This is a genomic window from Streptomyces sp. DSM 110735 (assembly GCF_016482685.1).
Classification (GTDB): Bacteria; Actinomycetota; Actinomycetes; order Streptomycetales; family Streptomycetaceae; genus Streptomyces.
This window is the reverse complement of the sequence record NZ_JACYHF010000004.1, coordinates 42,539-54,788: the sequence shown is the minus strand read 5'-3', so window position 1 is coordinate 54,788 and position 12,250 is coordinate 42,539. Positions and strand designations below refer to the sequence as shown.

General features: G+C 68.1%; 11 protein-coding genes. 9 read left to right on the top strand and 2 right to left on the bottom strand.

The window, feature by feature from the left end; translation table 11 throughout:
• Positions 1–2: 2 nt before the first annotated feature.
• Complete coding sequence (locus IF655_RS08365; protein WP_199583413.1) at positions 3–1,379, bottom strand: cysteine desulfurase/sulfurtransferase TusA family protein; 1,377 nt, start codon at positions 1,377–1,379, stop codon at positions 3–5.
• 321 nt (positions 1,380–1,700) lie between these two features.
• Here IF655_RS08365 and coxB point away from each other — a divergent pair, with 321 nt between their 5' ends.
• The 4 genes from coxB to IF655_RS08345 all read left to right on the top strand — a co-directional run bounded on the left by coxB (position 1,701) and on the right by IF655_RS08345 (position 6,192).
• The gene (gene coxB, locus IF655_RS08360; RefSeq protein ID WP_199583411.1) at positions 1,701–2,660 is read left to right on the top strand and encodes a cytochrome c oxidase subunit II; all 960 of its coding nucleotides are present in this window, start codon (positions 1,701–1,703) and stop codon (positions 2,658–2,660) included.
• Positions 2,657–4,387: a cytochrome c oxidase subunit I gene (gene ctaD / locus IF655_RS08355; RefSeq protein ID WP_018545534.1), complete on the top strand. Its 1,731-nt coding sequence runs from the start codon at positions 2,657–2,659 to the stop codon at positions 4,385–4,387. The genes coxB and ctaD overlap by 4 nt, the downstream gene beginning before the upstream one ends.
• Entirely contained in the window at positions 4,384–4,782 is a 399-nt protein-coding gene (locus IF655_RS08350; RefSeq protein ID WP_018545535.1) for a cytochrome c oxidase subunit 4, read from the top strand. Before ctaD ends, IF655_RS08350 begins: the two co-directional genes overlap by 4 nt.
• Before the next feature lie 144 nt (positions 4,783–4,926).
• Complete coding sequence (locus IF655_RS08345; protein WP_199583409.1) at positions 4,927–6,192, top strand: Ig-like domain-containing protein; 1,266 nt, start codon at positions 4,927–4,929, stop codon at positions 6,190–6,192.
• Between the two features lie 57 nt (positions 6,193–6,249).
• Here the strand turns inward: IF655_RS08345 and IF655_RS08340 are convergent, their stop codons facing one another.
• Positions 6,250–6,651 carry a response regulator transcription factor gene (locus tag IF655_RS08340; protein WP_199583407.1) on the bottom strand — a complete coding sequence of 134 codons (402 nt, stop codon included), beginning with the start codon at positions 6,649–6,651 and terminating at the stop codon, positions 6,250–6,252.
• Positions 6,652–6,796: 145 nt separating this feature from the next.
• Between IF655_RS08340 and IF655_RS08335 the strand changes: the two genes are divergently transcribed.
• From IF655_RS08335 to trpD, 5 genes are all read left to right on the top strand, one after another.
• Complete coding sequence (locus IF655_RS08335; RefSeq protein ID WP_199583405.1) at positions 6,797–7,417, top strand: heme-copper oxidase subunit III; 621 nt, start codon at positions 6,797–6,799, stop codon at positions 7,415–7,417.
• A 62-nt stretch (positions 7,418–7,479) separates the two neighbouring features.
• Complete coding sequence (locus tag IF655_RS08330; protein ID WP_199583403.1) at positions 7,480–8,292, top strand: c-type cytochrome; 813 nt, start codon at positions 7,480–7,482, stop codon at positions 8,290–8,292.
• On the top strand, positions 8,289–9,347 hold the full coding sequence (locus tag IF655_RS08325; RefSeq protein WP_199583401.1) for a ubiquinol-cytochrome c reductase iron-sulfur subunit: 1,059 nt from the start codon (positions 8,289–8,291) through the stop codon (positions 9,345–9,347). Before IF655_RS08330 ends, IF655_RS08325 begins: the two co-directional genes overlap by 4 nt.
• The gene (locus IF655_RS08320) at positions 9,344–10,981 is read left to right on the top strand and encodes a cytochrome bc complex cytochrome b subunit (protein WP_199583395.1); all 1,638 of its coding nucleotides are present in this window, start codon (positions 9,344–9,346) and stop codon (positions 10,979–10,981) included. Before IF655_RS08325 ends, IF655_RS08320 begins: the two co-directional genes overlap by 4 nt.
• Positions 10,982–11,116: 135 nt before the next feature.
• Positions 11,117–12,181, top strand: coding sequence for an anthranilate phosphoribosyltransferase (gene trpD, locus IF655_RS08315; protein WP_199583394.1), 1,065 nt, complete (start codon positions 11,117–11,119; stop codon positions 12,179–12,181).
• The last annotated feature ends 69 nt before the right edge of the window (positions 12,182–12,250 follow it).

Sequence of the window (12,250 nt, the reverse complement as noted above, 5' to 3'; positions counted from 1 at the left end):
CGTCAGGAAACGCGCCGCACCAGATACGCCGTACCCCGCGGCGCCTCCTCCTCGCCCACGTACTCCTGCCCCCGCATCTCGCACCACGCCGGGATGTCGAGCCGGGCCGCCTCGTCGTCCGAGAGGACGCGTACCGTGCCGCCCACCGGCACGTCCCCGATGACCTTGGCCAGTTCGATGACCGGGATCGGGCACCGCTTGCCCAGCGAGTCCACCACCAGCTCCGCCGCGCGCACCGACGTCTCCGGCACCGGCGCCCCCAGTTGCTCCCGGACCCGCGCCACCACGCCGGGCAGCACGTCGAGGAACCGCTCCACGTCCTCCTCCGCCACGCCCGGCGGCAGCGACACGCGGACGTTGCCCTCGCTCAGCACCCCCATCGCCTTCAGCACATGGCTCGGCTCCAGCGTGCCGCTCGTGCACGAGGACCCCGAGGAGACGGCGAAGCCCTCCCGGTCCAGCTCGTGCAGCAGCGCCTCGCCGTCCACGTAGAGGCAGGAGAAGGTGACGATCCCCGGCAGCCGCCGTACCGGATCGCCCACCACCTCCACGTCCGGCACCAAGTGCGGCACTCGCGCCCGCACCCGCTCCGTCAGCTCCCGCAGCCGTACCGCCTCCGCGTCCGCCTCGGCCCGTACGGCCCTGAGCGCGGCCACCGCCGCGACGATCGCCGGGATGTTCCCGAAGTCGGCCGTACGCCCCGACCGCCCCTCCTCGCGCGGCCCTTGGGGCTGGAACCGCACCCCCTTGCGCACCACGAGCAGCCCCACCCCGGCGGGCCCGCCCCACTTGCGCGCACTGGCGGTCAGCAGCGACCAGTCGCCCCCGACCGCGCCCCACCCCAGCGACTGCGCGGCGTCCACCAGCAACGGCACCCCCGCCGCCCGGCACACCTCGGCCACCTCCGCCACCGGCTGCACGGTCCCCACCTCGTGATTGGCGGACTGCAGACACGCCAGCGCGGTGTCCGACCGCAGCGCGTCCCCGTACCCACCCACCGAGACGGCACCCCCGCGATCGACGGGGACCCGACTCACCGACCCCCCGTCCGCCTCCCACTCTTCCGCCGAATGGAGTACAGAGGAATGTTCGACTCCTGACACGATGAGGTGACGCCCCGTCCGCCGCCGCCCCGCCAACGCCCCCGCGATCCCCTGCCGCACCGCCTCGGTCCCGGAGGCGGTGAACACCACCTCGTCGGCCCGGCACCCCACCACCTCCGCAGCCGCCTCCCGAGCCGCGTCCACCAACACCCGGGCCCTGCGCCCCTCCCGGTAAACCCGCCCAGGATCAGCCCACCCCTCCTCCAAAGAGCCCACCAGCGCCTGCCGGGCAACGGGATGAAGAGGAGCAACAGAAGCAGCGTCGAAGTAGCTCACACAGCAACGTTAAAACGAGGTGTGTGTATCGAAGGGGCGCGGGGCTGTGCCAATGTGCGGCTCCGCCGCGTGGGCGCGACCAGCCCCCCAAATAGCCGCACACGCCCTCAAATGGCAACCATCTCCGGCGATTAGGCGCCCCCAAACCCCCTTGATGACGACCCGGCGACGCGTATGCCCCCCTCCCCGCGAACCGCCGGAGGCCGTCGGCTAGGGTTTGGTCCGCATAAACATCCAAACCCCTGCCCGACGCAGGGCGGCGACCGACCAGCGAGAAGGCCGCAGCCGACCGCGCGGGCGAGACTCTCGGGAAGGCGCTACGTGAGTCCCAACGGCTCCGACCGCTCGCCGCGGCGCCCGATGCGGCGGAAGCTGCTGCAGGCACTGACCGCGGGCCTGGTCCTGGCGACCGCCACCGGTTGCACATACAAGGACTTCCCCCGCCTTGGTATGCCCACCCCGACCACGGAAGAGGCTCCCCGCATCCTCTCCCTGTGGCAGGGCTCCTGGGCCGCCGCGCTCGCTACCGGCGTGCTGGTGTGGGGCCTGATCCTGTGGAGCGTCATGTTCCACCGGCGCAGCCGCACCAAGGTCGAGGTTCCGCCGCAGACGCGGTACAACATGCCCATCGAGGCGCTGTACACGGTGGTCCCGATCATCATCGTCTCCGTGCTGTTCTACTTCACGGCACGCGACGAGTCGAAGCTCCTCAGCCTGGAGAAGAAGCCCGACGTCACGGTCAACGTGGTCGGCTTCCAGTGGAGCTGGGGCTTCAACTACATCGAGAACGTCCCGGGCTCCACCGGGAACCCCAAGACCGACCCGAACCTGGCCGCCATCCCGGACCGGTTCACGAAGGCATTCCCGGCGAACGCCGGCGGTGTCTACGACGTCGGCACCCCGGGTACGCGGAACCCGCAGACCAACAACCCCGGTCCGACGCTCTGGCTGCCCAAGGGCAAGACCGTTCGCTTCATCCTCACCTCGCGTGACGTCATCCACTCCTTCTGGGTGGTGCCGTTCCTGATGAAGCAGGACGTCATCCCGGGTCACACCAACGCCTTCCAGGTGACTCCCAACCACGAGGGCACCTTCCTCGGCAAGTGTGCCGAGCTGTGCGGCGTCGACCACTCCCGGATGCTGTTCAACGTGAAGGTCGTCTCCCCCGAGCGGTACGAGCAGCACCTCAAGGACCTCGCCAAGAAGGGGCAGACCGGTTACATTCCCGCCGGCATCGCGCAGACGAGCCACGAGAAGAACCGGGAGACGAACAACCTGTGAGCATCCTCAACGAACCCCAGGGTGCCGCCGCAGCCGACGCGTCCGATAGCGAGCTGCTGGTCAGGCGCAAGGAGCCCGGCAATGTCGTGGTGAAGTGGCTGACGACCACCGACCACAAGACGATCGGCACGCTCTACCTCGCGACGTCGTTCGCGTTCTTCCTCATCGGTGGTGTGCTGGCGCTGCTCATGCGCGCCGAGCTGGCCCGTCCGGGTCTGCAGATCGTCTCCAATGAGCAGTTCAACCAGGCGTTCACGATGCACGGCACCGTGATGCTGCTGATGTTCGCGACGCCGCTGTTCGCCGGTTTCGCGAACTGGATCATGCCGCTGCAGATCGGCGCGCCCGACGTGGCGTTCCCGCGGCTGAACATGTTCGCCTACTGGCTCTACCTGTTCGGCTCGCTCATCGCGGTGGGCGGCTTCCTCACCCCGCAGGGTGCGGCCGACTTCGGCTGGTTCGCCTACTCCCCGCTGTCGGACGCGGTCCGTTCGCCGGGTGTCGGCGCCGACATGTGGATCATGGGTCTGGCCTTCTCCGGCTTCGGCACGATCCTCGGCTCGGTCAACTTCATCACCACGATCATCTGCATGCGCGCTCCGGGCATGACGATGTTCCGCATGCCGATCTTCGTGTGGAACGTGCTGCTGACCGGTGTGCTGGTCCTGCTCGCCTTCCCGGTCCTCGCGGCCGCGCTGTTCGCCCTGGAGGCGGACCGCAAGTTCGGTGCCCATGTCTTCGACGCCGCCAACGGCGGGGCATTGCTATGGCAACACCTCTTCTGGTTCTTCGGCCATCCAGAGGTGTACATCATCGCGCTACCGTTCTTCGGCATCATTTCCGAGATCATCCCGGTGTTCTCGCGCAAGCCGATGTTCGGCTACATGGGTCTGATCGCCGCCACGATCGGCATCGCCGGTCTGTCCGTGACCGTGTGGGCGCACCACATGTACGTCACCGGCGGTGTGCTGCTGCCGTTCTTCTCCTTCATGACGTTCCTCATCGCGGTCCCGACCGGTGTGAAGTTCTTCAACTGGATCGGCACGATGTGGAAGGGCTCGCTGTCCTTCGAGACACCGATGCTCTGGACCACCGGCTTCCTGATCACCTTCGTGTTCGGTGGTCTGACCGGTGTCATCCTGGCCTCGCCCCCGATGGACTTCCACGTCTCCGACTCGTACTTCGTGGTGGCGCACTTCCACTACGTGGTCTTCGGCACGGTCGTCTTCGCGATGTTCGCCGGCTTCCACTTCTGGTGGCCGAAGTTCACCGGCAAGATGCTGGACGAGCGCCTGGGCAAGATCACCTTCTGGACGCTGTTCATCGGCTTCCACGGCACCTTCCTGGTCCAGCACTGGCTGGGCGCCGAGGGCATGCCGCGTCGTTACGCCGACTACCTGGCGGCCGACGGCTTCACCGCCCTGAACACGGTCTCGACCATCGCGTCGTTCCTGCTCGGTCTGTCGATCCTGCCGTTCCTCTACAACGTGTGGAAGACGGCCAAGTACGGCAAGCCGGTCGGCGTGGACGACCCGTGGGGCTACGGCCGTTCGCTGGAGTGGGCGACCTCCTGCCCGCCCCCGCGGCACAACTTCCTCACCCTGCCGCGGATTCGCAGCGAATCCCCGGCGTTCGACCTGCACCACCCCGAGATCGCCGCGCTGGAGCAGCTTGAGCACGCCGGTCACGGCGCCGCCATCGCGGGCAGCAAGGAGGCCGGCAAGTGAAGATCCAGGGCCGGATGTTCATCTGGCTGAGCTTCTTCGTCCTGATCATGGCCGTCGTGTACGGCGTGTGGTCGAAGGAGCCGGCCGGCACCACGGCGCTCTTCCTGGCCTTCGGCCTGTGCATCATGATCGGCTTCTACCTGGGCTTCACCGCCCGGCGGGTCGACGCGGGCGCGCAGGACGACAAGGAGGCCGACGTCTCGGACGGCGCGGGCGAGCTGGGCTTCTTCAGCCCGCACAGCTGGCAGCCGCTCTCCCTGGCGGTCGGCGGCGCCCTGGCCTTCCTCGGCATCGCCGTCGGCTGGTGGCTCGTCTACTTCGCCGCGCCGATCATCCTGGTCGGTCTGTTCGGCTGGGTCTTCGAGTACTACCGCGGTGAGAACCGCACCCAGTAGGACACCCCGTAACACAGCGCCGAGCGCACCGGGAGCCCGGACACTCCGTCAGGAGGGTCCGGGCTCCTCCGTTTGCCGCAGTGTCCGTCCCTCGTCCGAGGTACGCGCCGCGCCCCCGGACTTTTCGCCTCATAACGTAATCGTATGAATCACTCTGCGCGGACCCGCACTGTCGTCAGTTGCACCCTGCTGGTGGCCGCCCTCGGCGCGGGCGTCACGGGCTGTGGCTCGGGCGGCAACGCGGCCCTGGCGACCAAGCCGTACGACGCGGCGGGCCAGATCTCCTTCACCGGCCCCACCGAGGCGGGCAAGCGGGTGGACCCGGACAAGCCCCTGGAAGTCACCCTGAAGAGCGACGAGGGGCGGATCACGGACGTCACCGCCCGGGACGCCACAGGGCGCTATGTGACGGGCGAACTCGCCGCCGACGGTGGCCGGTGGCACAGCACCTCCCCGCTGGCCGCCAACGCCCATTACACGGTCCAGGTCAGCACCGAGGACGACGACGGCGCGCCCGGCCGCAAGGTCCTCACCTTCGACACCACCAAGACCACCGGCAAGAAGACCCTGGGCGTCACCTTCGGTCCCGAGGCGGGCGAGTACGGCGTCGGACAGCCGATCACCGTCCAGTTGGACCAGGAGATCAAGGACAAGGCGCAGCGGGCCGTCGTGGAGCGGGGACTCAGGGTCGACTCGGTGCCCGCCGTGCAGGGCTCCTGGTACTGGGTCGGCGACAAGGAGCTGCACTACCGGCCCAAGGAGTACTGGCCCGCCCACGCCACCATCCAGGTGCACAGCAACCTGGACGGCATCAAGATCAACGACAAACTGTCGGGCGGCAAGACCAAGGACCTGAAGATCACCACGGGCGACCGGGTCGAGGCCATCACCGACGCCGCCACCCACCAGTTGACGTTCTACAAGAACGGCCAGGTCATCAACCAGATCCCGGTCACCACCGGAAAACCCGGCTTCGAGACCCGCAACGGCGTCAAGGTGGTCCTGGAGAAGCAGTACTTCGTACGGATGCGCGGCACCACGGTCGGCATCGCCGAGGGCAGCTCCGACTCCTACGACCTGCCCGTGTATTACGCCACCCGGGTGACCTGGTCCGGCGAATACGTCCACGCCGCGCCCTGGTCCGTCGGCTCCCAGGGGTACGCCAACGTCAGCCACGGCTGCACCGGCATGAGCACCTCGAACGCCGAGTGGTTCTTCGACCACGTACGCCCCGGCGACGTCGTCAAGGTCGTCAACTCCAACGGCCACGCCATGGAGGACTTCGGCAACGGCTTCGGCGACTGGAACCTGGACTGGAAGAAATGGAGCGCGGGCAGCGCCCTGAACGGCGGCGGCGGTGCCCCGGCGAACCCGCAGGACTCGGTGCGGCTGCGCCCCGCGGCGGCCTGAGTGGCGACGCGGGAGCCGTACGGCCCGCCCGACCGGCTCCCGCGCCCCCGGGGCGTCTCAGGCGCTCTGCAGGCGCCTGCGGCGCAGCAGGGACGCCAGGGACTCGGCGAACTCCATCGGGTCGACCGGCAGCGTCACCGCCGCGTCGGCCCGGCTCCAGGTGGCCAGCCAGGCGTCCTGGGGACGGCCCATCAGCAGCAGCACGGGCGGGCAGTCGAAGACCTCGTCCTTGAGCTGACGGCACAGCCCCATGCCGCCCATCGGCACCGCCTCGCCGTCCAGCACGCACACGTCGATGCCGCCCGCGTCCACCGCGCGCACCGCGGCCTCGGGCGTCGCGCACTCCACGAACTCGACGCGGGGCACGTCCGGAGCCGGGCGGCGGCCGGTGGCCAGCCGTACCTGTTCCCGGGTGGTGGAGTCGTCGCTGTACACCAGCACGGTGGCGGTCGGCTGCATGGTTCCTCCGAGACGTCGGCGTCGTACGGACGGGCCTTTCCGGGCCGGATGTTACTCCGCCGAACACCACGTCAACACCGGTACGACAAGCACGGACACTCCGAACGGCACCCCCGGAGTGAGGGCGAGATAAGCGACCGACATAATGTCGGTCGTGGCGACAGCAACGACAGTAGAAACCGGGCACGCGCACCCGTCGGTCAATCGGCCGAACCTCACCAGCGTCGGAACCATCATCTGGCTGAGTTCCGAGCTGATGTTCTTCGCGGCCCTCTTCGCGATGTACTTCACCCTCCGGTCCGTGACCGGAGCGGCGCACTGGAAGGAGATGGCGCACGCGCTCAACGTGCCCTTCTCCGCGACGAACACCACGATCCTGGTGCTCTCCTCGCTCACCTGTCAGCTCGGCGTCTTCGCCGCCGAGCGCGGTGACGTGAAGAAGCTCCGCGCGTGGTTCATCGCTACCTTCATCATGGGTGCGATCTTCATCGGCGGGCAGATCTACGAGTACACCGAACTGGTGAAGAAGGACGGGATCTCCCTGTCCTCCGACCCGTACGGCTCGGTGTTCTACCTGACCACCGGCTTCCACGGCCTGCACGTGACGGGCGGTCTCATCGCCTTCCTGCTGGTACTGGGCCGCACCTACGCGGCGAAGCGGTTCACCCATGAGCAGGCGACCGCCGCCATCGTCGTGTCCTACTACTGGCACTTCGTCGACGTGGTCTGGATCGGCCTCTTCGCCACGATCTACTTGATCAAGTAGCGGGGACCGTTCCCGCACATCCAGAAGCACCGACGCAGAAGATCCTGACACCGGGGTAATCCGTGAAAAAGCTCTCCTCACGACGACGCCATCCGCTGGCGGCGGTCGTCGTCCTACTCCTCGCGCTGGCGGCAACTGGGGGGCTGTACGCCGCGTTCGCACCCGCGAGCAAGGCCCAGGCCGATGAAACCTCCCAGTCCCTGACCATCAAGGAGGGCAAGAAGCTCTACGAGGTCGGCTGCGCAAGCTGCCATGGCACCGGTGGCCAGGGTTCCTCCGACGGGCCCAGCCTGGTCGGCGTCGGCGCCGCGGCGGTCGACTTCCAGGTCGGCACCGGCCGTATGCCGGCCTCGACCTCCCAGATGGCCCAGATCCCGCGCAAGAAGACCATCTACACCCAGGCGCAGATCGACCAGCTCGCCGCGTACGTCGCGTCGCTGGGCGCCGGCCCGAGCGTGCCCACGAAGGAGCAGTACGGCCCGGAAGGCGCGGACATCGGCCAGGGTGGCGAGCTGTTCCGCACCAACTGCGCGCAGTGCCACAACTTCACCGGCAAGGGCGGTGCCCTCACCAAGGGCAAGTACGCGCCCAGCCTTGAGGGTGTCGACCCCAAGCACATCTACGAGGCCATGCAGACCGGCCCGCAGAACATGCCGTCCTTCCCCGACACCACGATGACGGAGAAGAACAAGAAGGACATCATCGCGTACCTGCACGCGGTCAACGGCAGCGAGACCGAGAACCCGGGCGGTCTGGAGCTGGGCGGCCTCGGGCCGGTCAGTGAGGGTCTGTTCGCCTGGATCTTCGGCCTCGGCGCGCTGATCGCGGTAGCCGTCTGGGTCGCCGCTCGGACCGCAAAGGCCAAGAAGTCATGAGTAGCCAAGACAATTCTGAAGAGAACCTGCCCGCTGAGCAGGACCACGCGCACGGCGCGGTAAGCGTCGCGGACGAGAAGAACCCGTTCGCCGACCCGGGGCTGCCGCCCCACGAGCACCGGATCCAGGACATCGACGAGCGGGCCGCCGACCGGTCCGAGCGTGCGGTCGCCCTGCTGTTCACGATCTCGATGCTGGCCACCCTCGGCTTCATCGCCTCCTACGTCACCGTCCCGCGTGACAAGGCGATCTTCGTCTTCCCGATCGGGCACATCAGCGCGCTGAACTTCGCGCTGGGTCTGACCCTCGGTACGGCGCTGTTCTGCATCGGCGCGGGCGCCGTCCACTGGGCGCGCACCCTGATGTCGGACGTCGAGGTCGCCGCCGAGCGTCACCCGATCGAGGCGGCTCCCGAGGTCCGCGCGAAGGTCTTCGAGGATTTCCGCGAGGGTGCCAAGGAGTCGGCTCTCGGCCGCCGCAAGCTGATCCGCAACACCATGTTCGGCGCGCTGGCCCTGGTGCCGCTCTCCGGCGTGATGCTGCTGCGCGACCTCGGTCCGCTGCCGCACAAGTCGCTCCGCCACACGCTGTGGGCGAAGGGCAAGCTCCTCGTCAACGTGAACACCAACGAGCCGCTGCGTCCCGAGGACGTGGCCGTCGGCTCGCTGACCTTCGCCAAGCCCGAGGGCCTGGAGGAGACCGACGAGGACTTCCAGAACCAGATCGCCAAGGCGGCCCTGATGATCATCCGGCTCCAGCCGGAGAACATCAAGGACAAGCAGGAACTGGCGTGGTCGCACGAGGGCATCGTCGCCTTCTCCAAGATCTGCACCCACGTCGGCTGCCCGATCTCCCTGTACGAGCAGCAGACGCACCACGTGCTGTGCCCGTGCCACCAGTCCACCTTCGACCTCTCCGACGGCGCCCGGGTGATCTTCGGTCCCGCCGGTCACGCCCTGCCGCAGCTTCACATCGGCGTGAACGACGAGGGTTACCTCGAAGCGCTCGGCGACTTCGCGGAGCCCGTCGGTCCTGCATTCTGGGAGCGCGGATGAGTACTGCGAACAACGACGCTTCCCGCTCGGGCGGGAAGGCTCCGGCCGGCGAGCGCATCGCCGACTGGGCCGACGGCCGGCTGGGGATCTACTCCCTGGCCAAGGCCAACATGCGCAAGATCTTCCCCGACCACTGGTCGTTCATGCTCGGCGAAGTGTGCATGTACAGCTTCCTGATCATCATCCTCACGGGTGTGTATCTGACGCTGTTCTTCCACCCGTCGATGAACGAGGTGGAGTACCACGGCAGTTACGTCCCGCTCCAGGGACAGCTCATGTCGGAGGCGTTCAGCTCCACGCTGCACATCTCCTTCGACGTGCGCGGTGGTCTGCTCATCCGGCAGATCCACCACTGGGCCGCGCTGATCTTCCTCGCGGGCATGTTCGTGCACATGATGCGCGTGTTCTTCACCGGCGCGTTCCGCAAGCCGCGTGAGGTCAACTGGCTGTTCGGCTTCCTGCTGTTCGTCCTCGGCATGTTCACCGGTTTCACCGGTTACTCGCTCCCGGACGACCTGCTCTCCGGCACCGGTGTGCGCTTCACCGAGGGCGCGATCCTGTCCATGCCGATCGTCGGCACGTACATCTCGTTCTTCCTCTTCGGCGGCGAGTTCCCGGGCCACGACTTCGTGGCGCGGTTCTACTCGATCCACATCCTGCTGCTGCCGGGCATCATGCTCGGGCTGATGGTGGCTCACCTGATCCTGGTCTTCTACCACAAGCACACGCAGTTCGCGGGTCCGGGGAAGAAGGAGACCAACGTCGTCGGCATGCCGCTGCTGCCGGTGTACATGGCGAAGGCCGGAGGCTTCTTCTTCCTGGTCTTCGGTGTCATCGCGGTCATCGCGGCGATCGCGCAGATCAACCCGATCTGGGCGATGGGTCCCTACCGCCCCGACCAGGTCTCCACGGGCGCCCAGCCCGACTGGTACATGGGCTTCGCCGAGGGTCTGGTCCGCTACATGCCGGGCTGGGAGATCAACTTCTGGGGCCACACGCTGGTCCTGGGTGTGTTCATCCCGCTGGTGCTGTTCGGTGTCGTGCTGATGGCCATCGCGGTCTACCCGTTCATCGAGTCCTGGGTCACCGGCGACAAGAGCGAGCACCACATCCTGGACCGCCCGCGCAACGCCCCGACCCGTACCGCGTTCGGTGTCGCCTGGATCACGGTCTACATGATCGGTCTGGTCGGCGGTGGCAACGACCTGTGGGCCACCCACTTCCACCTGTCGATCAACGCCGTGACCTGGTTCGTCCGTATCGGCTTCTTCGCGGGTCCGGTGATCGCGTTCATCATCACCAAGCGGATCTGCCTCGGCCTCCAGCGCCGCGACAAGGAGAAGGTGCTGCACGGCCGCGAGACCGGCATCATCAAGCGCCTGCCGCACGGTGAGTTCATCGAGGTGCACGAGCCGCTCAGCCAGGAGCAGCTCCACACCCTGACGGCGCACCACCAGTACGAGCCGGCCGAGATCGGCGCGACGGTGGACGAGAACGGCGTCGAGCGCAAGGTGACGGCGTCGCAGCGGCTGCGCGTCAAGCTGTCCAACGCCTACTACGGCGAGGACAACCAGATCCCGAAGCCGACCGTCGAGGAGTACAAGGAGATCACGAGCGGCCACGGCCACCACTGATCCCCGCGTCGCCACACGCGGTGCAGGGCCCCGTCCGGAATCCGGGCGGGGCCCTTCGCCGTGTTCGGGCTGGATAGGGTGGGGGTGGGCACCCGCGTGCCCCCCGTACGAGGACTTTTCACACAGGAGCGGCTGATGAGCGCTGTGACCCCCGCTGGAGGCGACACCGCGGCGGGCCGTTCCTGGCCCGCCGTACTGAACTCCCTGCTGGAGGGCGAGGACCAGAGCGCCGACGCGACCGCCTGGGCGATGGACCGGCTGCTGCGCGGCGAGGCGACCGACGCCCAGATCGCCGGGTTCCTGGTCGCGCTGCGCGCCAAGGGCGAGACGGTCCAGGAGATCACCGGCATCGTCCGGGCGATGTACGACCACGCGAACACCATCGAGGTGCCGGGGCGGACCGTCGACATCGTCGGCACCGGCGGTGACGGCGCGAAGACCGTGAACATCTCCACGATGTCCTCGATCGTGGTCGCGGGCACCGGTGCGAAGGTCATCAAGCACGGCAACCGCGCCGCGTCCTCCGCCTCCGGCTCCTCCGACGTGCTGGAGAAGCTCGGGGTCAACCTGGAGCTGAGCCCGGGGCGGGTGGCCGAGGTCGCGGAGGAGGCGGGGATCACCTTCTGCTTCGCGATCAAGTTCCACCCGGCGCTGCGGCACGTGGGCGCCGCGCGCGGTCAGCTCGGCATCCGTACGGTCTTCAACGTCATCGGTCCGCTGACCAACCCCGCCCGGGTGCGGGCGCAGGCGGTCGGCGTCGCCAACCTCGCCATGGCGCCCATCGTGGCGGGCGTCTTCGCCGAGCGGGGCAACTCCTCCCTGGTCTTCCGGGGCGAGGACGGGCTGGACGAGCTGACGACGACCTCGCCCTCGCGGGTGTGGATCGTGCGCGACGGCAAGGTCACCGAGGAGGTCTTCGACCCGCGCGACGTCGGCATCGAGCTGGTCCCGGTGGACGCCCTGCGCGGCGGCGACCCGGCGTACAACGCGGAGGTCGCCCGCAGGCTCCTGGACGGCGAGACGGGTCCCGTACGGGACGCGGTGCTGCTGAACTCCGCGGCGGCGCTGGTCGCCCTGGACCCGACCGGGGCGCCGCTCGCGGACCAGTTGCGCGACGGCATGGCCCGGGCGGCGGAGTCCATCGACTCCGGGGCGGCGGGGCGGACGCTGGAGCGGTGGGTGGCGGCGACGAACCGCTGAGCTGCACGGAACCGGTCGGGGCGGGGGCTTCCCCCGCCCCGACCGGCGTTCCGCGATCCGGACAGCGGT